General features: G+C 66.1%; 27 protein-coding genes, 2 tRNA genes and 1 other RNA gene. 13 read left to right on the top strand and 17 right to left on the bottom strand.

From position 1 onward, the window contains the following. Window positions 1-43 precede the first annotated feature (43 nt). The gene (locus tag AB0M65_RS15350; protein WP_364027266.1) at window positions 44-1,078 is read right to left on the bottom strand and encodes a TOMM precursor leader peptide-binding protein; all 1,035 of its coding nucleotides are present in this window, start codon (window positions 1,076-1,078) and stop codon (window positions 44-46) included. A gap of 163 nt (window positions 1,079-1,241) precedes the next feature. Here AB0M65_RS15350 and AB0M65_RS15345 point away from each other — a divergent pair, with 163 nt between their 5' ends. Beyond that, window positions 1,242-1,802: a M48 family metallopeptidase gene (locus AB0M65_RS15345; RefSeq protein WP_076168951.1), complete on the top strand. Its 561-nt coding sequence runs from the start codon at window positions 1,242-1,244 to the stop codon at window positions 1,800-1,802. Window positions 1,803-1,808: 6 nt separating this feature from the next. Here AB0M65_RS15345 and AB0M65_RS15340 read toward each other — a convergent pair whose 3' ends face one another. Further along, window positions 1,809-3,176 (bottom strand): zinc-dependent metalloprotease, encoded by a 1,368-nt coding sequence (locus tag AB0M65_RS15340; protein ID WP_364027263.1) that lies wholly within the window; start codon window positions 3,174-3,176, stop codon window positions 1,809-1,811. Window positions 3,177-3,277: 101 nt separating this feature from the next. Here AB0M65_RS15340 and AB0M65_RS15335 point away from each other — a divergent pair, with 101 nt between their 5' ends. Beyond that, on the top strand, window positions 3,278-4,384 hold the full coding sequence (locus AB0M65_RS15335; RefSeq protein WP_364027261.1) for a PDZ domain-containing protein: 1,107 nt from the start codon (window positions 3,278-3,280) through the stop codon (window positions 4,382-4,384). Between the two features lie 162 nt (window positions 4,385-4,546). On the opposite strand, the gene AB0M65_RS15330 is transcribed toward AB0M65_RS15335, so the two are convergent. Beyond that, window positions 4,547-5,095: a PPA1309 family protein gene (locus AB0M65_RS15330; protein ID WP_364027258.1), complete on the bottom strand. Its 549-nt coding sequence runs from the start codon at window positions 5,093-5,095 to the stop codon at window positions 4,547-4,549. 156 nt (window positions 5,096-5,251) lie between these two features. Here AB0M65_RS15330 and AB0M65_RS15325 point away from each other — a divergent pair, with 156 nt between their 5' ends. Both AB0M65_RS15325 and AB0M65_RS15320 read left to right on the top strand, forming a co-directional pair. Then, window positions 5,252-8,248: a UPF0182 family protein gene (locus tag AB0M65_RS15325; RefSeq protein ID WP_364027255.1), complete on the top strand. Its 2,997-nt coding sequence runs from the start codon at window positions 5,252-5,254 to the stop codon at window positions 8,246-8,248. A gap of 67 nt (window positions 8,249-8,315) precedes the next feature. Then, window positions 8,316-8,389: transfer RNA gene (locus tag AB0M65_RS15320), tRNA-Met, on the top strand. Between the two features lie 228 nt (window positions 8,390-8,617). On the opposite strand, the gene AB0M65_RS15315 is transcribed toward AB0M65_RS15320, so the two are convergent. Continuing rightward, complete coding sequence (locus AB0M65_RS15315; protein ID WP_364027252.1) at window positions 8,618-10,063, bottom strand: FAD-dependent oxidoreductase; 1,446 nt, start codon at window positions 10,061-10,063, stop codon at window positions 8,618-8,620. Window positions 10,064-10,156: 93 nt separating this feature from the next. On the opposite strand from AB0M65_RS15315, the gene AB0M65_RS15310 reads away from it, so the two are divergent. From AB0M65_RS15310 to AB0M65_RS15275, 8 genes are all read left to right on the top strand, one after another. Continuing rightward, window positions 10,157-10,750, top strand: coding sequence for a TetR/AcrR family transcriptional regulator C-terminal domain-containing protein (locus AB0M65_RS15310; protein WP_364027249.1), 594 nt, complete (start codon window positions 10,157-10,159; stop codon window positions 10,748-10,750). A gap of 83 nt (window positions 10,751-10,833) precedes the next feature. Continuing rightward, a tRNA-Met gene (locus AB0M65_RS15305) sits at window positions 10,834-10,907 on the top strand. A gap of 278 nt (window positions 10,908-11,185) precedes the next feature. Beyond that, window positions 11,186-11,686 (top strand): helix-turn-helix transcriptional regulator, encoded by a 501-nt coding sequence (locus AB0M65_RS15300; RefSeq protein ID WP_364027246.1) that lies wholly within the window; start codon window positions 11,186-11,188, stop codon window positions 11,684-11,686. Window positions 11,687-11,752: 66 nt separating this feature from the next. Then, window positions 11,753-12,856, top strand: a complete 1,104-nt coding sequence (gene prfB, locus AB0M65_RS15295) for a peptide chain release factor 2 (RefSeq protein WP_364027243.1) — start codon at window positions 11,753-11,755, stop codon at window positions 12,854-12,856. A gap of 135 nt (window positions 12,857-12,991) precedes the next feature. Continuing rightward, the gene (gene ftsE / locus AB0M65_RS15290; protein ID WP_005168409.1) at window positions 12,992-13,681 is read left to right on the top strand and encodes a cell division ATP-binding protein FtsE; all 690 of its coding nucleotides are present in this window, start codon (window positions 12,992-12,994) and stop codon (window positions 13,679-13,681) included. Window positions 13,682-13,732: 51 nt separating this feature from the next. Next, the gene (ftsX, locus tag AB0M65_RS15285; protein ID WP_364027239.1) at window positions 13,733-14,626 is read left to right on the top strand and encodes a permease-like cell division protein FtsX; all 894 of its coding nucleotides are present in this window, start codon (window positions 13,733-13,735) and stop codon (window positions 14,624-14,626) included. Window positions 14,627-14,677: 51 nt separating this feature from the next. Beyond that, on the top strand, window positions 14,678-15,160 hold the full coding sequence (smpB, locus tag AB0M65_RS15280; protein ID WP_364027236.1) for an SsrA-binding protein SmpB: 483 nt from the start codon (window positions 14,678-14,680) through the stop codon (window positions 15,158-15,160). Further along, window positions 15,157-16,053 carry an amidohydrolase family protein gene (locus AB0M65_RS15275; RefSeq protein WP_364027233.1) on the top strand — a complete coding sequence of 299 codons (897 nt, stop codon included), beginning with the start codon at window positions 15,157-15,159 and terminating at the stop codon, window positions 16,051-16,053. The genes smpB and AB0M65_RS15275 overlap by 4 nt, the downstream gene beginning before the upstream one ends. Here the strand turns inward: AB0M65_RS15275 and AB0M65_RS15270 are convergent. The 5 genes from AB0M65_RS15270 to AB0M65_RS15250 form a co-directional block, all read right to left on the bottom strand. After that, on the bottom strand, window positions 16,043-17,368 hold the full coding sequence (locus tag AB0M65_RS15270; RefSeq protein ID WP_364027230.1) for an acyltransferase: 1,326 nt from the start codon (window positions 17,366-17,368) through the stop codon (window positions 16,043-16,045). The two genes, AB0M65_RS15275 and AB0M65_RS15270, sit on opposite strands and share 11 nt — an antisense overlap. Window positions 17,369-17,461: 93 nt before the next feature. Continuing rightward, window positions 17,462-17,713, bottom strand: coding sequence for a hypothetical protein (locus tag AB0M65_RS15265; protein ID WP_364027227.1), 252 nt, complete (start codon window positions 17,711-17,713; stop codon window positions 17,462-17,464). A 145-nt stretch (window positions 17,714-17,858) separates the two neighbouring features. Next, on the bottom strand, window positions 17,859-18,500 hold the full coding sequence (locus tag AB0M65_RS15260) for a response regulator transcription factor (protein ID WP_364027224.1): 642 nt from the start codon (window positions 18,498-18,500) through the stop codon (window positions 17,859-17,861). 52 nt (window positions 18,501-18,552) lie between these two features. Next, complete coding sequence (locus AB0M65_RS15255) at window positions 18,553-19,692, bottom strand: sensor domain-containing protein (protein ID WP_364027221.1); 1,140 nt, start codon at window positions 19,690-19,692, stop codon at window positions 18,553-18,555. Further along, on the bottom strand, window positions 19,689-20,384 hold the full coding sequence (locus tag AB0M65_RS15250; RefSeq protein ID WP_364027218.1) for a sensor domain-containing protein: 696 nt from the start codon (window positions 20,382-20,384) through the stop codon (window positions 19,689-19,691). The genes AB0M65_RS15255 and AB0M65_RS15250 overlap by 4 nt, the downstream gene beginning before the upstream one ends. Before the next feature lie 155 nt (window positions 20,385-20,539). On the opposite strand from AB0M65_RS15250, the gene ssrA reads away from it, so the two are divergent. Then, window positions 20,540-20,912: a transfer-messenger RNA gene (gene ssrA, locus AB0M65_RS15245) on the top strand. Window positions 20,913-21,023: 111 nt separating this feature from the next. Here the strand turns inward: ssrA and AB0M65_RS15240 are convergent. The 8 genes from AB0M65_RS15240 to AB0M65_RS15205 all read right to left on the bottom strand — a co-directional run bounded on the left by AB0M65_RS15240 (window position 21,024) and on the right by AB0M65_RS15205 (window position 25,927). Continuing rightward, window positions 21,024-21,194: a hypothetical protein gene (locus AB0M65_RS15240; protein WP_364027215.1), complete on the bottom strand. Its 171-nt coding sequence runs from the start codon at window positions 21,192-21,194 to the stop codon at window positions 21,024-21,026. Window positions 21,195-21,205: 11 nt separating this feature from the next. Continuing rightward, on the bottom strand, window positions 21,206-21,601 hold the full coding sequence (locus AB0M65_RS15235) for a hypothetical protein (protein ID WP_364027212.1): 396 nt from the start codon (window positions 21,599-21,601) through the stop codon (window positions 21,206-21,208). Window positions 21,602-21,835: 234 nt separating this feature from the next. Further along, window positions 21,836-22,483, bottom strand: coding sequence for a dTMP kinase (gene tmk, locus AB0M65_RS15230; RefSeq protein ID WP_364027209.1), 648 nt, complete (start codon window positions 22,481-22,483; stop codon window positions 21,836-21,838). Continuing rightward, window positions 22,461-23,039, bottom strand: coding sequence for a 3'-5' exonuclease (locus AB0M65_RS15225; protein WP_364027206.1), 579 nt, complete (start codon window positions 23,037-23,039; stop codon window positions 22,461-22,463). Before AB0M65_RS15225 ends, tmk begins: the two co-directional genes overlap by 23 nt. Then, window positions 23,036-24,175 (bottom strand): radical SAM protein, encoded by a 1,140-nt coding sequence (locus tag AB0M65_RS15220; RefSeq protein ID WP_364027203.1) that lies wholly within the window; start codon window positions 24,173-24,175, stop codon window positions 23,036-23,038. The genes AB0M65_RS15225 and AB0M65_RS15220 overlap by 4 nt, the downstream gene beginning before the upstream one ends. A gap of 138 nt (window positions 24,176-24,313) precedes the next feature. After that, entirely contained in the window at window positions 24,314-25,195 is an 882-nt protein-coding gene (locus AB0M65_RS15215; protein ID WP_364027201.1) for a helix-turn-helix transcriptional regulator, read from the bottom strand. Continuing rightward, window positions 25,176-25,682, bottom strand: a complete 507-nt coding sequence (locus tag AB0M65_RS15210) for a DUF6879 family protein (protein ID WP_364027323.1) — start codon at window positions 25,680-25,682, stop codon at window positions 25,176-25,178. Before AB0M65_RS15210 ends, AB0M65_RS15215 begins: the two co-directional genes overlap by 20 nt. A gap of 8 nt (window positions 25,683-25,690) precedes the next feature. Further along, complete coding sequence (locus AB0M65_RS15205) at window positions 25,691-25,927, bottom strand: hypothetical protein (RefSeq protein ID WP_364027198.1); 237 nt, start codon at window positions 25,925-25,927, stop codon at window positions 25,691-25,693. Window positions 25,928-26,135 lie beyond the last annotated feature (208 nt).

The raw sequence follows: 26,135 nt of genomic DNA, 5'->3' as shown, positions 1-26,135 counted from the left end.
CAGCCTGTTGAGGGCGTGCGTGTGGGCTACGTCGCTCGCGGTATCAGCGTGCGCCGCATCCGCATGCGGGATGTGGCGGCCAGTCACGGTGGCGGATGGCCCCTGCGAAGAAGTCGATCTCCAGGGTGGCGTTCCACGCCGGCGGCGCCTGATCGCCGGGCGAGAGCAGCCGGAGCGCCTGTGCGGCGGCCAGCGCGGCGCAGGCGTGCACGGCGCCGAGATCCGGTCGTTGCACACGCCCCGCGAGCTGGCTCGCCACCCGGGGCCAGGTGTCGTCGGCGTTGACTCGGTGCAGATCCGCACAGCGCAGGCAACTGCTCCGGCCGGGCACCACCAGCGGCCCGACGATGCCGATCCCGTCCCGGACGCGCACCGGCAGATGGCTGATGCCGTTCTGGACGAGTTCGCCGACCACCTCCGGCGCGGGCACGACGGCATCGGTGAGCAGGACGAGTTCCGGCTGGTGGTCCGCGTAGAGCCGGGTGGTCGACGTGTCCCCTCCGGCACGGCGCACGACCTGTGCCATCGCGTCCCGGCGGAACATGCCGATCTCGGCCTCGGTGTAGCCCGAACCCAGATCGCGTGCGAGCACCGTGCCCGACGCCCGGACGTCGATATGCCCGATTCCGGCGTTGGCCAGCAGCACGGCGATGGCCACGGCCAGCCTGCCGTCACCGTGGACAGCCACCGCCGTGTGCTTGCGGCGAGCGGTGAGCGCCGCCTGGTGGTGACGGGCGCGGAGCGACCACAGTCCCGTCTCGGGCCTGGGTCTCGGATGTCGCCGACCCTGTCCCGCGTCGGTCACCAGCCCGCGGACCGTCAGGTCGGCCATCAGCTCCCGAAGCTGTTCATCGTGTTCGCTCTGCGCGAGCACGATGTCGTCGACGGCCCGCTTCCCGTCCAGTTTGCGGAGCGCACCGGCGACCTCAGTGGCCACGCCGCTGACCACGACGGCATGCGCGGGGTCAAGGCCGACCTGGATCTCGCCGTCGCCGCGTTCCAGCACATCGAGACCGGGAAGCAGGGCCGGGAAGGCAGGCAAGACGATCGACCGCAGATCCGGTTCGCGAAGGTTCATGATCGCAGGATCGCACCACCCCGCTAACCATCCGCTAAGAAAAACCCGAGTTATCCACAGGCGGGTCAGGTTGTGGACAACTCAAGGCTGTGACCTTTCGGCTCTCGGAGTTGTCGGTGACTGGCCTTACCGTGGTCGAGTGGTCGAAGCACGGATGCCCTCATTGAGGAGCCGGGACAATCCCCTGTCGGACACTCCCGAACACAAGGTCGAGGTACGGCGTAGCCAGCGCCGCCACCGGACCGTCACCGCGTACTGGGACGAGGACACCCTCGTCGTGCTGATCCCCGCCCGGATGACCCGGGCCGAGGAGAAGCACTGGGTCGCCGAGATGCAGCGCAAACTGCTGCGCACGGGCCCGCGGCGGGCCGCTCCGCCGAAGGCCTCGGACGAGGCGCTGCTGGCTCGCTGCGCCGTGCTCTCGGCGAAGTATCTGGACGGAAAGGCGATACCCGCGAGCGTTCGCTGGGTGCCGCCGATGCGGACGAGGTGGGCGTCCTGCACGCCGGTCGACGCGACGATCAGGGTCAGTGATCGCCTGCGCCGAGTGCCGGCGTGGGTGCTGGACTACGTCCTCGTGCACGAACTCGCACATTTGAAGGAACCAGGGCACAACGCGGCGTTCTGGGAACTCGTGCGCCGATATCCGAAGACCGAGCGCGCCATCGGCTACCTGGAGGGCCTGTCCTCCGCCGCCGGATGGGGCATCGCGGCGGAGGATTGACGTGCCTCAGTTCTTGTCGTCGTCGCCCTTGTCGGAGCCCTTGTCGTTCTCGGGCTTCTGCTTCTCGCGCTCGGTGCGCTCGATCTCGGCGATCGGGTCGATGCCTTCGAGAGTCGACTCGCCGTCGCCGAGGCGTTCGGCGAAGTCGAGTGGTTCGTCGAGGTCCTCGGCGGTCGGCATGAGGTCGGGGTGGGACCAGAGGCCGTCCCGCTTCTCGATGCCGTGCTGGTCGCCGACCAGCTTCCACAGCGCGGAAGCGGCCCGCATCCGCCTCGGCCGAAGCTCGAGCCCGACAAGGGTGGCGAAGGTCTGCTCGGCCGGGCCGCCGGTGGCCCGTCGGCGGCGCAACGTCTCCCGGAGCGCGTCCGCGCCAGGGAGGCGGTCGCCGATGGCCTCGGCGACCACGACGTCGACCCAGCCTTCGACCAGGGCGAGCAGGGTTTCAAGGCGGTTCAGCGCCGCCTTCTGCTCCGGTGAGGTCTGGGGCTCGAGCAGGCCGGACGACATGGCCTCTTCGATGCTGGCCGGGTTCGACGGGTCGATCTGCCCGGCGAGCTGCTCCAGCGCCGACGTGTCGACGGAGATGCCGCTCGCGAACTCCTCGACAGTGGCCAGCAGCCGCTGCCGCAGCCAGGGGACGTGGGCGAACAGCCGCTGGTGGGCGGCCTCGCGTGCGGCGATGAAGACCAGCACCTCGCTGCTCGGCAGCTCCAGGCCCTCGGTGAACTTCTCGATGTTCGCCGGCAGGAGCGCGGAGGTCGCCGCGGGGCCGAGCGGAAGGCCGACCTCGGTGGAGGTGAGCACTTCGGAAGCCAACTGAGCGAGGGCGTTGCCGAGCTGGGAGCCGAAGGCCATCCCGCCCATCTGACCCATCATCGAAAGCAGCGGGCCCGCGGCCTGCTTGGCCTCCTCGGGCAGGGCCTCGACCCAGGCGCCGGAGACCTGCTGGGCGACCGGGTCGCATAGGCGTTGCCACGTGGGGAGGGTCTTCTCGACCCAGGTGCGCGCGGACCAGGCGACGGTCGTCGAGGCGCCGGCGGGCAGGATCGTGGCCGCGTCGAGCCACAGCTCCGCGAGGTGGGCGGCGTCACGGACAGCCGTGCCGGAGTCGCCGCCCGCCGACGAAAAGCCGAGCTGGACGTCGGCGCTGTCGGTGCTGCTGAGGTTCTGCAACGCGATCTGTTTCGCCAGGTCGTAGTTGACCGGCCCGGTCGAGCTGCCGGCCTGGCTGAGCATCTGGCCCAGCTGGCTGAGCATCTGACCGAGTTGATTGAAGGCCTCGGCGCCCGAGGGCTGGCCGCCGGAGTCCGACGGCTCGTTCTCGCCTCGTTTGTCGGGATCGGGCGGTCCGAAGCCGAACGGGGGTTTGCTCATGGCACCACCGTACGCGGGTCGTGGGACCCAGAGCTCGTCAACTGGAGTGATGAGCGTGGCCTTCACCGAGAAGCGAACACCGTCACCGTACGCTGTCACGCGTGACAGAGCCCTCGGAGGAGACCACAGCAGCGCGGAGCCGTGCGGGGTCCGCGAGTGACCAGGACCGCTCTGAACGGCGGTTGACCCGACGGGGCTGGACACTGCTGGTCAGCGGCGCGTTGTTCGTGGCCTTCGCGCTGGTCGGATTCTTCATCCCGGTGCCGTATGTGGCGATCAGCCCCGGCCCGACCTACGACACGCTCGGCAAGGACGCCGCCGGACAGTCGGTGATCCAGGTCAACGGGCACGAGGTGTTCCAGACCTCCGGCGAGCTGCGGATGACGACGGTCTCGTTGCGCGATGGCGGGATCACGCTGTTCAACGCGCTCGGGCTGTGGGCGAGCGGCCGGTACGCGCTGGCGCCGCGCGAGGAGTACTTCAAGCCGGGCGAGACCAATGAGCAGGTCCGGCAGGAGAACATCCAGCAGCTGCAGGACTCGCAGACCGCGGCCCAAGTCGCCGCGCTGCGCCGCAAGTTCCCGGTGAAGGTGCTGACGAAGACCATCGTTTCAGGCAGTCCGGCGGACAAGGTCCTCGCGCCCGGGGACCGTCTCACGGTCGTCAACGGGAAGACGGTCGCCGAGGCGACCGATGTGCGGGCCGCGCTGAACGGCACCAAGCCCGGCCAGACCGTACAGATCACCTTCAAGTCCGACGGGCAGGCCGAACGCACCGTGCCGCTCACGCTCGCGCAGCGGCCCGACGGCCCCGAAGGCTTCATGGGCCTCACGGCGGTGGACCGCGCCGATGTCCCGTTCGATGTGAAGATCTCGCTGCAGGACGTCGGCGGCCCGTCCGCCGGTCTGATGTTCGCGCTCGCGATCGTCGACAAGATGGAACAGGGCGACCTCGCCGGCGGCAGGCACATCGCCGGGACGGGCGAGATCTCGGAGAAGGGCGTTGTCGGCGCGATCGGCGGCATCTCGTTCAAGGTGGTCGGCGCCCGCGAGGCAGGCGCGAGCGATTTCCTCGTGCCCGCGCACAACTGCGCCGAGGCGAAGACAGCCGCGCCCGACGGCCTGAACCTGATCAAGGTGTCCACGTTGGACGAGGCGATCGTGCAGCTCGAGAACCTGAAGGCGGGACGGCCGACCGCCTCCTGCTGATCGCGGGGGGAGCAAGGGACCTTTGCTATCGCCTGTGCACCTGAAGAGAGCAAGGGACCTTTGCTATCGCCTGTGCACCTGAAGAGAGCAAGGGACCTTTGCTATCACTGGCCGGGACGAGCGCCGGGCGATAGCAAAGGTCCCTTGCTCTCTTTTGCCAGGTCAGGGCTGCAGGGTCGCTTTGAGGGCCTCGAGCAGGTTGGGAGCCAGCTCCGGGTTTTCGATGATCTCGTCGACAGGGCCTTCGCCGCTTTCGCCAGGCTGCCCGGCTCCGCGAAGCCGCATGACGCAGGCTCCGGCGCCGTCACGCAGTACCGCGGCCACGAGCCGGGCTTCGGTGCGGCGCGGGTGGTCGGCGGCCGCCTGGCGCAGGCGTTCGGAATCGGTCTCGGGCACGACGGGGAGTTCGGCCTCGGCATCCGGCGGGAGCACGATGATCTCCTGTGCGAGCGCGCACCCCAGCACCAAATCCGGCCAAGCGATCTGCGCCAGCGCCTCACCGAGGTCACCGTCCGGCAACGACTCCTGGGCGACCGGCGTGAGCGGGGCCGTGGGGTCCAGTTGCCCGGCCAGTTCGGGCTGCTCGTCCAGCAGCGCGGCGGTCGGAACCAGCGCGAAAAGCTGCGGCGGCTGGTCCCATCCGCCGGAGGCGACGAACTCCTCTACTTCGCGGGCCAGGCCGGCCACGCCCTGCTGCTCACTCGGTGCCATGGGGTCATCGTTCCAGGCCACCTCGACCGCGTCCTTCCGAGTCCGGTTTGGGCGGGTTCCGGGAACTTCCGACGGCATCCGTAGAGTTAGAGCATCAGGGGCCGCACGCGGTACGCGCGCCTCCGCTAAAAGTTCACCAAACCAGGAGCGTGTGCAGTGGCCACTCGGCCCCCCGTGAGCCTGCCGAAGCTGTCCCGGCGCAGCCGGATCCTGCTCATCATCGCCGCCGTAGTCATCTTGGCGCTGCTGCTGGGCGCGAGACTGCTGGACACCTACGTCGATTGGCTGTGGTTCGGCGAGGTCGAAGCCCGGACGGTGTTCAGCACGGTGTTGATCACCAGGGTCGTGCTGTTCTTCGCCGTCGGCATCTTGGTAGGAGGTGCGCTCGCGGTCAGTTTGATGATCGCGTACCGCACCAGGCCTGTCTTCGTGCCGATCTCCGGCAATGACGACCCGCTCGCGCGCTACCGGTCCGCGATCGTCGGCCGCATCCGCCTGTTCGGCATCGGCATCCCGGTGCTGACCGGGCTCATCGCCGGCGCGTCCGCGCAGAGCGACTGGCAGGTCGTGCAGCTGTTCCTCAACGGCACGCCGTTCGGCCAGACCGATCCCGAGTTCGGCAACGACGTCGGCTTCTACGCCTTCGACCTGCCGTTCTACAACTGGCTACTGGGCTGGCTGTTCATCGCGGTCGTCATCGCGTTCTTCGGCGCGCTGATCTCGCACTACGTCTTCGGTGGCATCCGGCTCGCGGGCAAGGGCGGCCAGCTCGCCGGCCCGACCCGCGCGCAGCTCGCCATCACCATCGGCATCTTCGTGCTGCTGAAGGCGGTCGAGTACTTCTTCGACCGCTACAACCTGCTGCTCTCCGATCGAGGAGCGCCGCTGTTCGTCGGTGCGACCTACACCGACCTGAACGCGGTACTGCCCGCGAAGCTGATCCTCCTGTGCATCTCGGTGATCTGTGCCGTCGCGTTCTTCGCCGGCGCGTTCCTGCGCAACCTGCAGCTGCCCGCGATCGCACTGGTGCTGCTGATCCTGTCGAACGTGCTCGTCGGCGTCGCGTGGCCCGCGGTGCTCGACCAGTTCTCGGTGCGCCCGAACGCGAACGAGAAGGAATCCGCGTCGATCCAGCGCAACATGGACGCGACGCGCCAGGCGTTCGGACTCACCGACGTCGAGTACAAGGACTACACCGGCAAGTCCGAGGCGACCTCCGCGGAGATCAAGGCCGACAAGGGGACCGTCCCGAACATCCGGCTCCTCGACCCGAACGTCCTCAGCGACACCTTCACCCAGCGCGTCGGCCGTGAGAACTTCTACGGCTTCCCGTCCAAGCTCGACATCGACCGGTACACGCTCAACGGGGTCACGCAGGACTACATCGTCGCGGCGAAGGAAATCAAGACCGAGGGTCTCACCGGCAACCAGACGAACTGGATCAACAAGCACCTCGTCTACACGCACGGAAACGGCTTCGTCGCCGCGCCTGCCAACACGATCGACCGCGCGCTGAAGGACGCCAACTCCGACGGCGGCTACCCGATCGCCACCACCAGTGACACCCAGAACCCGACCGGCGCCGGCGCGACCGACCCTGGTAAGCCGGGCATCAAGGTCGACGAGCCCCGCATCTACTACGGCGAGCTCGCGACCGACGCCGCGTACGCGATCGTCGGCGGCAAGGCCGGTCAGGCGCCGGGCGAGTACGACACCGCCGTCGACCGCGCCTACATCTACAAGGGCTCCGGCGGCGTGTCGATCGACAACTGGTTCAACCGGCTGGTCTTCGCCGCCGAGTACGGGGAACGGAACATCCTGTTCTCCGACGCCATCGGCGACGGATCCAAGATCATGTTCAACCGCGAGCCGCGGGATCGTGTCGCCAAGGTCGCCCCGTGGCTGACCCTCGACGGCGACCCCTACCCGGCGGTCGTCAACGGGAAGATCATCTGGATCGTCGACGGCTACACGACGATGAACAATTTCCCGTACGCCCAGCAGACCCAGCTCGGGCAGGCCACCAACGACTCGCTCAGCGGTACCACCCGCCAGGCGAACTCCTCGATCAACTACATCCGCAACTCGGTCAAGGCCACCGTCGACGCGTTCGACGGCACCGTGAACCTGTACGGCGTCGAGGACAACGAGCCCGTGCTTAACGCCTGGAAGAAGGTTTTCCCGGGCCTGGTCAAGCCGAGTAGCGATATTTCGCCGGACCTGCGGTCGCACTTCCGCTACCCCGAAGACCTCTTCAAGGTGCAGCGGGAACTTCTTTCGAAGTACCACGTGAACAACCCGGCCGAGTTCTACGCCCAGCAGGCGTTCTGGAGCGTTCCGCAGGACCCGACGCAGGAAGGCGGCGTGAACGCGTCCGCGTCCGGCATCGCCAACCAGCCCGGCTACTACGTGCTGGCCACCGCGCCCGGCGACTCCAAGTCGCGGTTCCAGCTCACCAGTTCACTGACCGGTCTCCAACGGCAGTACCTGGCCGCCTGGATGTCGGTGTCCTCGGATCCCGAGGACTACGGGAAGATGCGGGTCCTCAGACTGCCGACAGGTGCGAGCGGCGCCACCCAGGTCGACGGCCCAGTCCAGGTCCAGAACAGATTCCAAAGTGACCCGCGGGTCGCGCAGGACCGGACCCTGTTCAACAACCCGAACGTCACGGTCACCTACGGAAACCTGATCACACTGCCCGTCGCCAACGGATTCCTCTACGTGGAACCGGTCTACATCCGGCAACGGAACCAGTTGAGCTATCCGCAGCTGGCTCGCGTCCTGGTCTCCTACGGCACCAAGATCGGCTTCGCGCCGACCCTGAACGAGGCCCTGGACCAGGTCTTCGGGGCAGGCACAGGTTCCGGCGTCACACCGCCTCAGTCCGGCGGCACCCCCGGGCCCACGACACCGCTACCGCCGGGACCGACGACAACGCAACCGCCCGCCAGCGGAAACCCGGCACTCGACAAGGCCTCCGGCGACATGCACGACGCCTGGCTCAAGTTCCGCGCCGCCCAGCAGGCCGGCAACTACGCCGACCAAGGAGCCGCCCTCGCCGCGCTCGAAGCCGCCTCCAAAGCCTACGAGTCGGCCAAGGCCAGCCCCCCGGCATCCAGCGCACCGCCGCCCACCGGACAGCCCGGAGGGTGACGTCGGTTACCAAAAGGGCACCTGCTTTGCGCCTGCCCGAAACGCAGGCGTAAGGTAGGTGTCACGACGCGGGGTGGAGCAGCTCGGTAGCTCGCTGGGCTCATAACCCAGAGGTCGCAGGTTCAAATCCTGTCCCCGCTACAGAGGTTGGAGGCGTGTGTCTGCGGAAATCGCAGACCACGCCTCCTTCGCATTTCACCGGGGGTCGAACCCCCGGACCCCCGCCAGGGAGGGCTTCGCCCCCTGGACCCCCCAAGTGGTCGGGTTGCGTAGGTGGCTGAGGCTGCGGACGGAGGGAGCAAGGGACCTTTGCTATCGCCGGGGGGAGCAGGGGACCTTTGCTATCGCCGGGGGAGCAGGGGACCTTTGCTATCGCGTGGGGGCGGTCCAGCAGCAGTAGCCATCGGGGCGGTACAGGACGGCTTCGGTCGCGGGCCAGGGTAGGGCGGTGACCAGTTGCGTCGTCAGGCCCGGCGACCAGGCGCGAGCGGCGTCGATGTGGGCCGGTGTGGTCGTCAGGAGCACGAAGTCGCCCGTGCGGAACAGAGTGCTCGGGCGCAGGGGGCCGGCGTCGGTCGCGATGTCCTGGTCCGTCAGACGCGTCCCCAGGGCGGGGTGCGACGTGCCGTAGGTCGCGTAGCGGATCCCGAGGCCGGAAACCATGCCTGACAGGTGCCGATTCACCTCCGGCAGCGCGGCGAGGTCGGTGAAGACGGCGCGTAGCGCGCGAGTCTCGCGAGACCGCGGCGTCAGGCCCAGCTGCGCGGCGACGTTGTGCAGCACTTCCGCGCCGACAGGGTGCCGCTCGGCCTCATAGGTGTCCAGCAGTTCGTCACCGGCCCTGCCGTGTACGACCGCGGCCAGCTTCCAGCCGAGGTTCATCGCGTCCTGCACGCCCAGGTTCAACCCCTGGCCGCCCGCGGGGAAGTGGATGTGCGCGGCATCGCCCGCCAGCAGGACCCGTCCGTCGCGGTAGTGCGCCGCTTGTCGCGCGGCGTCGGAAAAGCGTGACACCCAGCGAATTTCCGACTTTGTCGCCGACTCGCCGTAGCACTCGAGCAAAGCCTGCCGTACTTCGTCGACCGTGACGGCGGACCGCATGTCCGCGGGCCGCGAGGCCCGGTCGCCGTAGATGAAGCGGTAGAGACCCGGTTCTCCCAACGGGATCAGGCCCTTGAACGTCGTCGCACCGGTCGGCTCACCGACGTTCCGCATCGTTCGCCACTGCTTTTGCGCACCGTCGGGTGCTTTGTCGAACAGGACGTCCGCGACGACTCCGAAACCTTCACCGTCCACACCGGGAAAGTCCACATCGAGTCCTTTGCGTACAACGCTTCGCGCGCCGTCGCAGCCCACGAGGAACCTTGCTGTCAGCCGGTTTTCGCCACTGTCTGTTCGGTACCGGACAGACACGGAGTCTTTGTCCTGTACGAAATCGATTACTTCGGCGCCGCGCAGCACCTTTGTCCCTTGTGCGGCAAGCCGTTCCTCCAGGAAGCCTTCGACCTCCGCCTGCGGAATCCCCAGCTGGAACGGGAAACGAGTGTCCCAACCGTGGTAGTCGATTGGGATCATCGCGAAATGCCCGTCCTGCACGGTCGCGAACGAACGCTCCTCGGCGCCGTCCAGAAGTCCGCGCAGCTCCAGCATTTCCGCGGTGCGCGGCTGCAGGTTCAGTGCTTTGGACAGTCCTGTCCGCTCGGCGAGCCGTTCCAGTACCACGACATCGGCGCCGGCGAGCGCGAGTTCGTACGCGAGCATCAGCCCCGTCGGCCCCGCCCCGACCACGATGACGTCCGTCCCCAGGTTGTTCATACCACTCCTTAACAACGTTAAATTGACCTGCGCCCAGCGTGCCCTTAACATCGTTAAACTGTCAAGGCCGTAGTTCGGGGAAGAGGTTCAAAAGTGGGTCTGACCAGGCAGGACATCGTCCGCGCCGGGCTTCGGCTGCTCAACGACGTCGGGCTCAACGGGCTCACGCTCCGCCTCATCGCGCAGGAGCTCGGGGTCAAGGCGCCGGCGCTGTACTGGCATATGAAGAACAAACAGGAGCTGCTCGACGAGATGGCGACACAGATGTACGCCGACGCGATGCCGGGCCGTACTCCGGAAGGTATGGGGGAGCGGGAGTCCCTTGAGCTGGCGGCACAACAGATGCGCCGGATGATGCTCGCTTACCGTGACGGCGCGAAGGTCTTCTCGGGGACTTTTCTGACCGATGACACCCTGCTCACCGACAACCCGCTCCGCGGGCGGGTCGAGGCGGGGCTGGAAATGTACCTGGCTGGACGAGCGCTGTTCACCGTCTACAGCTACGTCGTCGGCTTCACCATCGAAGAACAGGCCGTTTATCCGATTCCGGGCGAACGGGACCCGCGTTATGACCTGACGCCCACGGTGTGGGTCTTCGATGAGGACGTCGAGGGCAGATTCGGTGACGGGCTGACCATGGTGCTCAACGGCGTCTTCGCGTGGCTGGATGACAAAGCCGTAACATAAAGCCAGGTCAGCGGCCCTGCGGGAAGTTAAGGGTACCCGCCTGAAACCCCGTTCCGGCCCCATGTAATCTATTAACACAACGACGCGGGGTGGAGCAGCTCGGTAGCTCGCTGGGCTCATAACCCAGAGGTCGCAGGTTCAAATCCTGTCCCCGCTACAGAGAAAACGAAGCGCGTGTCTGCGGAAATCGCAGGCACGCGCTTCTTCTATTTCCGGTTCCGCGGCCGTTCGCCCTCCGGGTCGATCACCGGTCTTCGTTGGGCGGGGCGGGGGACACGTACCGCTGTCCGTGGCCGACGCCGGTTGCGCAGCGTGTTCGGTCCATTGTGGACGGGCGTAGCGCGTTGGGCCGAATGAGCGCATATCACTAGCCACAATGGACAGATGCGCTGACCACAGTGGACACAGGTTCCGAAAAGTGGGACCGTAGATGACGTGTCCGAATTGAATGCAACAGCCGCCGCACTGCTCGGTCTTCTCCACGACGGTCCCGCCACGGGCGGGCAACTGGTCGCGGGGGCGGGTGAGCGTTTCGGCGCCTTCTTCAGCGTGACCCGCAGCCAGGTGTACCGGGAGCTCCCCGCCTTGTCGAAGGAGGGGCTCGTCCGCCTCGGCAAGCAGGGCCCGCGGTCGAGCCAGCAGTACCTCATCACCCCGGCGGGCAAGAAGGCGTTCAAGACGTGGCTGTCCTCCGAAGCCGGTCCTGACCACCTCCGCAGCCCGCTGATCCTGCGTCTCGTGCACGCCGGTTCGTTGACGGTGAAGCAGCGCTCGAGCCTGCTCGAATCGGCTCGCACCAGCTACACGCAGCAGCTCGACGAGGCCAAGGGTGCCACCAAGGCCGCCGACGGGCCGTACGCCAAGGCCGTCGCCGAGTTCGCGCAGGCTCAGGCCAAAGCCGCACTGAAACTGCTGGATTCGATCCCCCAGTCCTGACCCGGACAGGTGCCCACGACCGGTTACCCGCAACCGGTCGTGGGTTTTGCCGTAACCTTGGCCGACGTGAGTGATGAGTTCGATGCGGCACTGAAGGACCTGGCCGGCAAGCTGACGCAGATCGAGTCGGTGATGGACCTGGACGCGTTGCGCGCCCAGGTGGCCGAACTGGAGGAACAGGCGTCCAGCCCGAACCTCTGGGACGACCCTGAAGCGGCGCAGAAGGTCACCAGCCAGCTGTCCCACCGGCAGAGTGAGCTGCGACGCATCTCCGAGCTGCGGCAGCGGCTCGACGACCTGGGCGTCCTCTACGAACTGGCCGAGGCCGAGGGCGACTCCGCCAGCATGGCCGAGTCCGAGTCGGAGCTGTCCGCGCTCACCAAGGACATCGACGGCCTCGAGGTCCGCACACTGCTGTCGGGTGAATACGACCAGCGCAACGCCGTGGTCACCATCCGGTCCGAAGCCGGTGGCGTCGACGCCGCCGACTGGGCCGAGATGCTGCTGCGGATGTACCTGCGCTGGGCGGAGCGGCACGGCTACCCGACGGACGTCTACGACATCTCCTACGCCGAAGAGGCGGGCATCAAGTCCGCGACGTTCAAGGTGACGGCCCCCTACGTCTACGGCACGCTCTCGGTCGAGCAGGGCACGCACCGGCTGGTGCGCATCTCGCCGTTCGACAACCAGAGCCGCCGCCAGACCTCCTTCGCGCATGTCGAGGTGATGCCCGAGGTCGAGGAGGTCGACCACGTCGACATCCCGGAGAAGGACATCCGCGTCGACGTGTACCGCTCGTCCGGTCCCGGTGGACAGAGCGTCAACACGACCGACTCGGCGGTGCGCATCACGCATATCCCGACCGGCGTGGTCGTCTCGTGCCAGAACGAGAAGTCGCAGCTGCAGAACAAGGCGGCCGCGATGAAGGTGCTCCAGGCGCGGCTGCTGCTGCGGAAGAAGGAAGAGGAGCGCGCCGAGATGGACGCGCTCAAGGACGGCGGCTCCAGCTGGGGCAACCAGATGCGCTCCTACGTGCTGCACCCGTACCAGATGGTCAAGGACCTGCGGACCGAGTTCGAGGTCGGCAACCCGTCGTCGGTGCTCGACGGCGAGATCGACGGTTTCCTCGAGGCGGGCATCCGCTGGCGCAAGCAGTCCGGAGCCGCGTAACAACCCTGCGTGAGACAGCAAGGGACCTTTGCTATCACTTTCCGGAAGAGAGTGATAGCAAAGGTCCCTTGCTCGCTTGGCCGCCGGGACCGGGCTACCCGGGCTTAACGGGCGGCATGGGTAGTATGCCGAACCGTGATCCGGCTCGAAGAGGTTTCCAAGGTCTACAAGACCTCGACCCGTCCCGCCCTCGAAAGGGTGTCGGTCGAGATCGACAAAGGTGAGTTCGTCTTCCTGATCGGTCCCTCGGGATCCGGGAAGTCGACGTTCCTGCGTCTCCTGCTGCGCGAAGAGGTTCCGAGCAAGGGCCGCGTGATGGTCTCCAACTTCGACGTCGCCAAGCTCGCCCGCCGCCGGGTGCCGCGTCTGCGGCAGACCATCGGCTGCGTCTTCCAGGACTTCCGGCTGCTGTCGAACAAGACCGTCGCCGAGAACGTCGCCTTCGCGCTCGAAGTCATCGGCAAGCCACGCCCCACGATCCGCAAGGTCGTGCCCGAGGTGCTCGAACTCGTCGGCCTCGACGGTAAGGCCGACCGTCTCCCCAACGAACTGTCCGGTGGTGAGCAGCAGCGCGTCGCGATCGCCCGCGCGTTCGTGAACCGCCCGCTCGTGCTGCTCGCCGACGAACCGACGGGAAACCTGGACCCCGACACCAGCCAGGACATCATGTTGCTGCTGGAGCGGATCAACCGCACCGGCACGACGGTGCTGATGGCCACCCACGACCATTCGATCGTGGACTCGATGCGGCGAAGGGTCGTCGAGCTTCAGCTCGGCAAGGTCATCCGTGACGACGCCCGAGGCGTCTACGGCATCGGCCGCTGACCGGCCCCGCCCTCCTCCGATACCCACGACTTCCAAGGGACATCAACCCCGATGCGCGCCAGTTTCGTCTTCAGCGAGGTAGTCACCGGCTTGCGCCGGAACATCACGATGACCATCGCGATGATCCTCACCACCGCGGTCTCCCTCGCCATGCTCGGCTTCGGTCTGCTTGCCGTCGGAACGATCGACAAGATGAAGGCCAACTTCCTCGCCGACGTCGAGGTTTCGGTCTATCTGGTCAACGACATCAGCGCGGGTGACCCGAACTGCTCGCAGTCGGCGTGCCAGTCGCTGCGCCAGGACCTGCAGGGCAACGACGGCGTCGAGTCGGTCGTGTTCGAGAACCGCGAGCAGTCCTTCGAGCGGTTCAAGAAGATGTTCGAGAGCCAGCCGGAACTGCTTCAGCTGACCGGGCCGGAGGCGCTGCCCGCGTCGCTGCACGTGAAGCTGAAGAACCCGGAGCGCAGCCAGGCGATCATCCAGGAGTACACCGGCAAACCCGGCGTCAGCAAGGTCGACGACCAGCAGAAGGCACTGGACCGCGTGTTCAACGCGCTCAACGGTGTCCGGAACCTGGCCTTCGGTGCCGCGTTGATCATGGCGATCGCCGCGCTGATGCTGATCGCCAACACGATCCAGGTGTCGGCGTTCACCCGCCGCACCGAGGTCGGCATCATGCGGCTGGTCGGCGCGACCCGCTGGTACACCCAGCTGCCGTTCCTGCTGGAGGCGGTGGTCGCCGGCCTTGTCGGTGCGCTCATCGGCATTGTCTTCCTGGTGCTCACCAAGGTGTTCCTGCTCGACCTGGTGCTCACCGGTGACGTGTTCCCGGCGGTCGGCATGCTCGAGTTGCTGTTCCCGGTGGCGCCGATCCTGCTCGCCGTGTCGATGGTCATTTCGGCCATCACCGGCTATGTGACGCTGCGTCTGTACGTGCGCCACTAGCCTGCCCGATAACCACCTGCTCACGCACAGAAACTCACGTAGAGTCGCCACATGCCCAAAGAACGTGGTCAGAAGGTGATCGTGTCGAACCGCAAGGCTCGGCACGACTACTCCATCCTCGATACCTACGAAGCCGGTCTCGTGCTCGTCGGTACCGAGGTGAAGAGCCTGCGTGAGGGACGGGCATCACTGGCCGACGCGTTCGCCACGGTGGACGACGGCGAGGTGTGGCTGCGCAACGTCCACATCCCGGAGTACGTGCAGGGCACCTGGACGAACCACACGCCGCGGCGCACCCGGAAACTGCTGCTGCACCGCAAGGAGATCGAGCGGCTCATCGGCAAGACCAAGGAGAGCGGCCTTTCCCTGGTGCCGTTGTCGATGTACTTCAAGGACGGCAAGGTCAAGGTCGAGATCGCGCTGGCCAAGGGTAAGAAGTCCTACGACAAACGCCAGGACCTCGCCAAACGGGACGCGGAGCGCACGATCAGCCGAGCCATGGGCCGGGCGCTGAAGGGCCGGTACAGCGAGTGATCCACGGGCCCGCGTCCGATGCCGAGATCCCCGGCTGGATCTCCTCGCTGGGCCTCGACGGGCTCGTGGACCTGCACCTGCATTTCCTGCCGAAGCAGGTCATGGACAAGGTGTGGGACTATTTCGACCAGGCCGAAGAGCACTACGGCATGGCCTGGCCGGTGCATTACCGCACTTCGGAAGAGGAGCGGGTCGAAACGCTGCGTTCGCTAGGCGTGCGCAAATTCGCGCCGCTGGTCTATCCGCACAAGCCCGGGATGGCCGAATGGCTGACGTCCTGGGCGCTGGAGTTCGCGGAGCGGGTCCCGGACGCCGTCCCGACGGGAACGTTCTATCCGGAGCCGTCCGCGGTGTCCGGTGTGGACGGAGCCCTGCGCGCGGGCGCGCGTTGCTTCAAGGCGCACGTCCAGATCGGTGGCTACGACCCGCGTGACGAGCTGCTGGACGGCGTCTGGGGCATGCTCGCGGACGCCGGTGTCCCGGTGGTGGTCCACTGTGGACACGGTCCGCTGCGGGGTAGGTACACCGGTCTGCGGCTGTTCGAAGAGATCCTGGTGCGGCATCCGAACCTGACGCTGGTGCTCGCGCACGCCGGGATGCCCGAGATGGCCTTCGCGTTCGAGCTGGCCCGCAAGTATCCGCGGGTGTACCTCGACACCACGATGGTCGGGGTGGAGTTCACGCGGCGCGGCAACCCGTTGCCGCCGGACTGGACCGACCTGCTGGCGGAGTTCCCCGATCGCGTCGTGCTCGGTACCGACTTCCCGAACATCCCGTACCCCTACGCCACACAGCTGCAGGCGATCGCCGGCTGGGCTGCCGACGATCGCCTGGGCGAGCCGTTCCTGCGGGCGGTGCTGCACGACACCCCCGCGAAGCTGCTCAGCGTTTGAGCTGCGCCATTTCGGTGACCGAGACCGCGCGGCCGAGCAGCCGCACGCTCAGCTCCGAAACCGGGATTCGCTTGCCTGCCAGGAAGTAGCCGCCCATGGCCAGCGCCACCCACGGCACCGGGCCTTGCGTGATGCCGTCGCTCAGCGGGGCGAAGCCGTGCGCCGCCAGTCCCAGCAGGCCGCCGGAGATCAGCAGTCCGGCCAGGACGAGCTGAGGCGTGAGCGCGGTGGGCGCCGGGCCGGAACTTTGCGTCTCGAAGCGGTCGAACAGCCGCAGGAGGCCGAAGAGCACGAGCCCGCAGGCACCGAGCCACGCCGGGACCATCGTGAGCCACAGCACCGAACCCGGTTCGGGAGTCTCGTAACCCAGGCCGTAGACCGTGACACCGGCGACGACGATCAGTGCCGGCATATGCCACAGGTAGACGCTCATGAACCGCGGGCCGATCCACTTCAGCGCGGCGTCGAGGTTCGGGCGGGCGGCCAAGGCGTTCAGCTTCGGCTTGAAGGCGAGCAGGAGACCGATCTGGCCGATCGCGAGGAAGGCCAGCAGCACGGTCGGCGGGCTCATATTCGACACCGGGGCGCCCGGCATGCCGATCATGCTGGCGGGGTACGGGCCGAAGGCGACCATCAGCGCGGTGATGCCGAAGCCCGCGGCGGACATGCCCAGCGCGGCGTTGCGGCCCATCGAGCCAAGACGGCCTTGCGTGTAGTGGAAACCGAGCTGGTGCACGGCCATCCAGACGAAGATCGCGTTCGCGAAACCGATCAGGCCGAGGTCGTTGAAGCGGGCGACGTCGACGAGGACGGCGGCGGCGAGCATCGCGAGCGGGACCTTGAGGCCCCAGCGGCGGTGTGCGGCGGCCAGCAGCGGGGTGAGCAGCACGGTGAGCACGTAGACGGCAAGGAACCACAGCAACTGCGCGGCGATCGCGCCGCCGACCTGCAGCGGCTGCTCCGGGATGCCCATACCGCGCAGGATGTCCGGGACGAACAGCCAGACGCCCACGAGCGGCAGCACCGGCACCATCAGCCGCTTGAGGCGGGCCGCGAGCCAGGAGCGCGAACTTTCCGCGCGGTTGAGCGAGATCAGGTTCGCCGCGCCACCGGCGAAGAAAACGAGTGGCATCACTTGCGAAGCCCAGGTGAGCACCCACCAGCCGGGGGTCGCGAGTGCGTTGCCGGTGGCGAGGTGACCGTCGGAGTAGGAGAGCACCGGCATACCCCAGTGCTGAACGACGACCGCGAGGATCGCGACCGCTCGGACGATGTCGAGGAACCGGTCCCGGCCCGGCTTCTGGCTCGTGTGCATGGAAAGAAGCCTGGTACTTCAGGACTGGTGAAACAGCGGTGCGGGCCGCCGTATCCGTCTTCTTGTTTTCGCCCGTCGAAGGTGAGGTTTTCCCTACCCCACACCGTCGGTCTCGGGTTCCGGCCGAGGCGCGGGCTCCGGAACCGGAGCGGCGCACAGCCGGAACTCCCAGCAGTCGTCCTCGGCGAGGCCGAGTTCGTAACGGGTTTCGATCTTCGGGCCGTCGTGCAGATGGACATGCTTGAGCACGGTGCCCGCGATCGGTTCGGTGTCACCGAGTTCCTGGACACGCCCGTCGAGGGGGCCGCCGAAGAAACGCGCGTGATGGGAGGGCCGGTCGGTCATGGGTCCTCCTCGGCTCGGCTGGTCGCTCACCAACAGTCTGCCAATGTTAGGTGAGTGACCGCTTCGCCACCAAGAGCTACTTCGGTGCCGGTACCGGGGCGGGCCGGGAGGCGATAGCAAAGGTCCCTTGCTCTCTTCCCCCAGGTCAGCGTCCTAAGTAGGTGAGGACCGCGCGGACCCGGCGGTGTTCCACGGAGCTCGCTTCGAGGCCGAGTTTCGAGAAGATGTTGCCGATGTGCTTCTCGACGGCGCCGTGGGAGACGACGAGCGACTTCGCGATCGCGGTGTTCGACAGGCCCTGCGCCATGAGCCCCAGCACCTCGGACTCGCGGGCGGTGAGCGCGTCGAGCGGGTTCTTGCGGCCACGCGCCATCAGTTGCGCGATGACGTCCGGGTCGATGGCCGTCCCGCCGCCGGCGACCCGCTTCACCGCGTCGAGGAAGTCCCCGACGTCCGCGACGCGCTCCTTGAGCAGGTAGCCGACACCGCCGGCGCCACCGGACAGCAGCTCGACGGCGTAACTTTCCTCCACGTACTGGGAAAGCACCAGGACGGGGAGGCCGGGGATGGCGTCACGGGCGCCGAGCGCGGCACGCAGGCCCTCGTCGGTGAAGGTGGGTGGCATCCGCACGTCGACGATCGCGAGATCCGGCCGGTGCTCCTTGACCGCGCCCAGGAGGTCTTCGCCGTTGTCCACGGCCGCGACGGTCTCGATGTTCTCGTCGGCGAGCAGGCGGATCACGCCTTCGCGCAACAGAACCGCGTCTTCGGCGATGACAACCCGCATGCTGCCCCCAGCGTCGTGAGTGAATGGCAGAGCCTATTCACTCACGAGCGGGTCACCACTGGCAGGGCAGGTCCGCCCGAATCACCGTCGGGCCGCCTAACGGGCTGACGACGGTGATCACGCCGTCGATCGTGGCCGCCCGGTCGGCGAGCCCGGCGAGACCGCCACCGGGGCGCACTTCGGCGCCGCCGTGCCCGTTGTCGGTGATCTCGACGATCACCATCGAGTCGGTACGCGACACCTTCACGCCCGCTTCGGTCGCTCCGGAGTGCTTCGCGATGTTCGTCAGCGTCTCGCCGACGATGAAGTACGCCGTTGTCTCCACCGCGGCCGGCGGGCGCGGTTCGACGTCCACCTTCACGTCGACGTGGATCGGCGACTTCGCGGCCTGCGCGGACAGCGCCGCGTCGAGCCCGCGGTCGCCGAGCACGGCGGGGTAGATGCCGCGGGCGAGGTCGCGCAGTTCGGACACCGCGAGTTTGGCGTCGAGATGCGCCTCGTCGATCAGTTCGCGGACGGCGTCCGGGTCGTGGTCGAACTTCGACTTCGCGCGGCCGAGACTCATCGCGACGGCGACCAGGCGCTGCTGGGCGCCATCGTGCAGGTCACGCTCGATGCGGCGGCGTTCGGCCTCGGCCGCGTCGACACCGCGGGCCCGTGACGCCTGCAGGTGCTCCGCCTTCTGCTCCAGTTTCTGGGTGCGGTTCGGGCCGAGCAGCGAGTACGCCAGGTTGCCGTGCAGCCACCCGACCCACGGGGTCACCCAGATCGCCATGGGCAGCAGCACGATCGACGCGATCGCGATCGGGAACTCCACGCAGGCCAGCGGGAACGCCACCATCAGGTAGGCGAGGTCGCGCCACGTCGTCGGGTCGGTCAGCCGGGTCAGCCAGCGTTTGACCAGCGAAAGTCCCTCGACGGGGAGGCGCTCGATCGGCTCTAGCGGAGTTTCGAGCATCTTCCGCGCCCAGCCCCGCTCCCGGTCGGCGGACCAGCGGATGAAGTTGGTCGTGACCATGAGGATCGGGAAGCCGATCCACACCACCGCCGTCGCGATGCCGACCGACAGGCCGACGATGATCAAAATGAACTGGAGCAGCCGGAAGACGAAGCTGACGAACATGTACGCGATCGACCGCATCGGACGCGGCCGCGGTATCCCTGCCTGCTGCACTTGCTGGTCGATCGTCATCCGTTCACCGTGCTCATCGTCGGAACCCCGCTCCAAGAATCTTCCAGACGGCGGCGCTGGGCGTGAGTGGGCCCGAGCAACGCCGTCGCCAGCCGGGCGTGTGCTCCCGCCAACGCCTTCGTCAACGCTACCGAGAGGGCGACGCAGAGCACCCCGAGAGCCGCCCAGGGCAGCGCCGAGATCGTCGAGTCGACCGTGAACCAGGGAACGTCCCAGCTGGGGAAGCGGTAGACGCCGTCCGGCAGGAAGCGGTAGTAGATCGGCAGGCCCGCGAGGCCGAGACTGGTCGACCAGAACGCCGTGACCAGCACGAACTCGATGATCCCGACCGGGAACAAGACGAAGAAGTAACCGAGGTCGCGCCAGGTCGACCGGTCCTTCAGGCGTGCCTTCCAGCGCACGGACTGGCCGGCGACGGGCAGCGGGAGGTACGGCAGGTCGATGTAGCGGTCCAGCAGCGCGTACACCCGGGCGCGTTCCATCCGGGCCGCCCCGCGGACCGACAGGATCACCAGCGCGAGGATCGGGAGCCCGATCCAGACGACCGCCGTGCCGATGCCCAGCCAGATGAACGACATCAGGAGGGCGAACGCGAGGATGCCCATCGGCAGGTTCATCAGCAGGTAGACCAGCGAGCCGCCGAACGACGGATCGGACCTGCTCAGCTCCCGCTCGGCCGCTAGCGAACTCATGGTCGTGCTCCTCTCCGGTTCGATGAGACAAGCATCGCGCCAGGGAGAGGCAGGCGACATGGTGCCCGCGGGCATCTCCCAGGTGGGGTTAGCCCCACCTGCGGGATTAACCCGGTTGCCGTCCGCGTTATGCTGTAGAGGTTGTGTCCCACCAAGGGGGTGAACGGTTTCGACTTTGGACGTTGAATCAGGAGAAGCGTGCCGGTGCAGGCGAGAGACCACCGTAAGCGTCATCGCAAACCAATAAGCGCCGAGCCTAAGAGCCAGCGCGAGTTCGCTCTTGCTGCCTAAGCAGTAGAGCAACTCTGTCGGTCCGGGGTTGCCTCCGACCCGGTCACCGGCATCAGCTAGGAGGCTTACCGTCACATTCGGCTACGGTGTGTGATTGGGAATCAAACAGTGGCTGGGCTCGTCACTTCAGCTTGTTCGCGTGACTGAAGGGGCCAAGTAGAGACATAGCGGACTGCGCACGGAGAAGCCCTGATGATACGCCAGAGGACCCGGGTTCAATTCCCGGCACCTCCACCAGCGCGGTCTTACTTGAACCGTGGTCCGCAAGGACCACGGAGAGTAGTTCCGCGTCGGTAAGCAAGATCAAAAGCACCTTCATCCTCACCGAGGTTGGAGGTGCTTTTGTTATCACCGCGTCTGGAAGGCGTTGGACAGGCGCACGGTGCCCAGGTGGCGCTCGACGGCAGCCTCCAGTTTGGCGATGCTGAGATATGGCAGGTCGCAGAGGTGTTTCTGACGGCCGCGACAGAAGAAGTAAAAGTACTCGCCACCGTTGCCCTTGCCTCGGGTGATCACCATCCGAGCCCAGATCACCCGACCCCGTGGTGCCACGAATGAACCCCATCGGTCAGCCGGGGCGTCGACCAGGCCAAGGCCGGTCGACTCATCCACGTGGCAGTGATCGGGTAGAACGAGCGCTTCATCGTGCGCGTCGGTGACCTCGAAGACGATGTATCGCCGGTAACCGAGCATTCGCAAGGTGATCGGTTGAGCTCGGTGAGGTCTGACCAGCTCGTCCCTGCGGCCGGTCCGGTTGCCGCGACGGCGAGGGACACCAGCTCGGCGGCCACGGCTTCCATATGCTCTTCGATGAACAGGGCGTGCCAGCGGTGCAGGGTGTCGGCGATGAACATGCGGGCAACGGGGACGGCTGTGGGGAGCGCTACCAGGTCGAGTGAGGCATGAAACCGGGGCTCTTCACGCATCCGGGGAACGTTGGCTGGCGCGGGCAGTTGACTGCTCAGTTGTGCGAGCGCGTTCACTGCTCAAGCGCTCCAGTCTGCTCTGGACTCCACGATGAACGCGTAGGTGTCATCGAGGACGCGGGCGGCGCTGACGTTCGTTCGATTGAAGACGAAGACGGCGTCGGTGTACTGCTGACGGCTGTAGCTTCCGGCGATTGCAACGGGTCCATCGTTCCTCGGTGACGGAGTCGTTCATCAGCTAAGCACCTCGTTCGGTGCGAGGAGAGCTGTCAGTCGATTGCGGATGAGCGCCGCGGACTGCTCTGGCGGGCGACTGCTGCAGTCCACCCGCATGACGTCGAAACCTGCCTCGATCAGGGTGTCGGTGGCTTCGCGGTAGAACTTGACCTCGGCGTGGCTACTGTCGGGCGCGAGCTGGAAGCGGTTGTGCGGCCCTCGTTCGCTCAGCCGCTCGGTGATGACGTTCGGGTCGGCCTCGAGGATGACGGTGAGGTCTGGTCGTTCGACCTCTTCGTTGAGTTGCCAGAGGAAGACGGGGTCAACGCCGTCGAAGCGCTGAACGACTTGCCCGGAGGCAAGGTAACGGTCGGAGATGACGATGTTGCCCGCCCGTAGGAGCGGCCTAATCTCGGTCTCGACGTGGTGGTAGCGGTCGGCAGCGTAGAGGCAGGCCAGCGCGTGGCCGGTGACGGTCGGCGTCAGCTCGTAGGCCAGCTGTCCAATGGTTTTGGTGGACGGCTCCGCGGTGACGTGTACGTGTGCACCGTGGGCCACAAGCATTTGAGCCAAGTGGCGAACGATCGTGGTCTTCCCCGCACCGCCTGGTCCGTCGACGCTGACGAACAAGCCGTGCTTGCGGTCAGAAGAGAACCGAGGCGTCATCAGGGCTCCCTCCAGTTGGTTGGTCGCGCAGTTCTTCCAGCGTCCGCCGGTCTGCCAGATGAACGAAGAGCCTTGCCGCCACCACGGCGTCGTACTTGGCCCGGTGCGGTTGGTCCTCAGCTTCCAGCCCGCTTGCAAGGTCGAACTCTTCGACCAGCGAGCCGAGCTTGTAGGTCTTGCGTCCAGGGAGCAGGCGCCGAGCCAGCTTGAGCGTGTCGAATACCTCGGGGCACTCCCAGTCGCCGAGCTTGCGTTGAAGCACGCCCACATCAACATGCGCGTTGTGGGCGATGAGGGCCGAAGCGTCCAACGCCTTGAGCACATCGGCCTCGATGTAGGCGAACACAGGGGAGTCGGTCAACTGCTCGTTGGTAATCCCATGGATCTTCCGAGCGAAGTAGGTGATGGGAAGGTCAGGGCGAACCAACCAGCTTGCAGGCTCCCCGATGATCCCGTCGACTATCGGCACCGCGGCCAGCTCGACCAAGTCGGGCGGCTGTGTGCCGTTGCCCTCGACATCGACAACCACGTAGTTCAACTTGGTCCAGTCGGTCATGATGACTTCCCCTTCCATCCGATATCCGCGCGACCATGCCGGTTCGCGTGGTGCGGGTGTTGTTGGTCGTGTACCTGGAAGCCGAGCGTGTGCTGAAGGAAGTAGCGCGGCTGCTCGACGGCCAGGCCGGACACGATTGCCGCCCGTTCAGAGATGTCTACGACGTGAAGCTCGTCGGCTTCCGGCAACACGCGGGCAACTTGGTGTATGTCTTCGGCGGACGGGACACGGTGAGCCTCGGCGCAGAGTTCGAGCTGACTTAACGGGCAGATGTCGCACAGCTCCCGTATGCCGTAGTGGCCGCTGTAGTCAGGAAGGCCATGGGCGTAGGAGACGGCGCACGAGGTCTTGCGGAACAAGGTCGACGAGTTCGAGAAGGCGTCGAGTACGCGACGTTCCAAGGTCTCAGGCACGATCTTGCGGCGGGCGGTGTCCTCATAGGGCTCGGGGAGCTTGTTGGCCTTGTAGTATTCGGCTATCTGGTCCCGGTAGAAGAGCCCGGTAAACACAGTGGCGTCGGCGTGCTTGCTCAGCTCGTGCGCGGCGGCCAGGTGCTCGTCGGTGTCGTTCAAGCCGGCGACCAATGGACGCCAGTACAAGACCGTGCGGTACGTGCGGATAGCCGGGGCGCTCATGCGCTTCAGGGAGTCGGCCGCAACGTGCGACGGGTACGGCTCGACGTCCTTGTTGTCGATACCGGAATAGGTGAACAGCAACGTCACCTTGAGGTTGTGGAACTGGTTGAGTCGGTCGATGTCGTCAAGCTTGAGCTGGTGCCGGGTAATGACAAGCACGTGGTTGGTCAGCTCGCGGGCGTCCAGCTCTTCAAGGACAGCAAAGGTGTGTGGCCGAACCTTCGGCAAGAACGGCTCAGTCGCCCGGTTGAACAGCTGAATCGGCGTGACGTGCGGCTGGAAGTAGCGGTGGCTGACCAGCTCCTCGACGGCCTGGGCGTCGCTCATGAGCGCGACAGGTTTGTTCTCGTCCCATAGGCCGTAGGTGTGCCGGATGCAGTAGGCGCACCCGAGCGAACAACCTTGGATGTGATTGAGGCTCAGACCGCTCTTGCGGTACTCGACCACCTCCCGGGCACGCTCGGGCAAGCGGGCAATCTGGTCAGCGTCGAGCAAGGGCACGGACGTGATCACAGGGCGTTCTCCCAGGTCAGCGGATGGTGTTCCTGGAGAGTAAGCAAGCCGCTACCCGTCTGGACAGCGGGTTGCTCGCAATTGCTCGCAACGGCAAAACTGGCCGATGAGCTGGGCAATCCGCCGCTATTCCGCAGGAAGCTGCTGTGCCAGGTCGTCGATGACACGGGTGATAATGGCTCGAGCGGATCGACCGTAGCTAGCGACGGCGGAGAGCTCGTTAAACACGCTGCTGTACAGCTCGATCTCTTGCGGCTGGGCAAGGTTCAGCTCAGCAGAGAACGTTTCAACCATCACCCGCTCGTCGTCCAGCAACCAGAAGCCGTGGGCGGGTGCGACGACGTAGGCCGTGTCAAAACCGATGACGCCGAGCTTCACGTTCGGAAGTGACGTCATGGAGACGAGCCGGTCGAGCTGGCCGAGCATGACCTCCGGTGAACAGAGCCGGTAGCGAAGCGCAGCTTCGGTGAGAACGAAGTGGAATCGCTTCTCCGGTCGGTACAGCGCGTCCTGACGCTGCATGCGCGCTCGCACCGCTTCGTTAATGTCGTTACGCACCTTGAAGACGGTGATGCTTTGTGCAAAACGTGAGCGAGCGTACTCGGCGGTCTGCAGCAGGCCGGGAATGTAGGTGGACTCGAACACCCGGAAGAGGCGTGTCCGCGCGTTGATCTCGGCAATCTCGTTTTGGTGAGGCTTCAGGCCAGTTCTAAGCTGCCGTTGCCACTCGGCGTGCTGAACTTCGAGCGTGTGGAGCGAAGCGAGGAGGTCGGCCCGCTCCGACTCACCATCAGTCGCTCCTGTCCACGCAACGATGTCGTCATCACTAGGAGTCTGCTTGCCGTTCTCTATCTTCGAGATCTTCGACGCTTGCCAGGACAAGGACTCCGCGAGCTGCCTGCCGGTCATGTCGGCCCGCTGGCGAAGCTCGCGGAGTCGGGTTCCTAGTGCGATGCGTGCCTCGTGAACGTTGGACACACCCGATGCCCTACTCTGCGGCAAAATCATCCCGTCGCACTGCCTTGTGCCAGGCAGCATCACGCCAGTAGTTGTGGTCAACGATGGTGGCTGGGTCATCTATGACTTCGGCACCGAGGAAGTTCTCCTCGTCGTCGAAGAGCATCTTGACCAGCTTGCACGAGTCGAACAGCCAGAAGTCATAGTCCGGCAAGTCGCCGGCTTGGTCTCTGACGAGATAGCGTATGTCTTCACCGGCCGCGTTGGTGTACTCCGAGCAGAAGATGCCGAAGCGGCTGTAGTCGGTCAGCGGCGTGCTCACCACTCGAACGCGACTGAAGCGGCGACCCTCTTGCGTTGCCTCACTGATCATCGCCAACCAGTTGGAGAACCAGCGCATGTCCACGGGCTCACCGGCGACGAACTGGCGCAAGGCGTCAGCTTCGTTACCCGACTTGTACTGATCTTTCGTCTCCAAGCGGAACGCGGTGTGCTCGAAGGTGCGGAAGAGCTGGCCGAACTCAGGGCCGGGCTCTATGAGCCTGGTCAGCGGTCTTCTCCCTCCTGCAAGTAGCGCTTAGCGTAGAACTTCAGCACACCTTCGGGGATCTCGATCAGCGTCTCGTGGTCGGGTACGGGGCCGACGTCGGCGAGAGCCTGAGGGTCGGTCACCTTCCACCCCTGCGCGATGTACGTGGCGCGATCGGTTCGGTCAGTGGCGAACAGGGTCGGCGACTGCCCTTCCTGCGATTCGGGGTCTTTGCCGAGGAACGTGGCGCGCATGATGCCTCCTTGCGAGCAACTTGCCGGATGTTGCTTCGATCTCGTCCATGGTGACGGAGGGTGGCGCGCCCGTCAATGGGAGCGGCGCCGGAGTTGGTGATCATGGTTTTGACGTGCGGAAATGATGTCATCGCACTGCTGGGCGGTCAGTGCCCGAAATTGTTCTCGGCTGGATTACTCAGCGGTTACGGCTTGAGATAGTCGGCCA

The organism is Amycolatopsis sp. NPDC051071 (assembly GCF_040682875.1).
Taxonomy (GTDB): domain Bacteria; phylum Actinomycetota; class Actinomycetes; order Mycobacteriales; family Pseudonocardiaceae; genus Amycolatopsis.
Note: the sequence above shows the minus strand (reverse complement) of the source record. Positions and strands in the feature narration are given on the sequence as shown.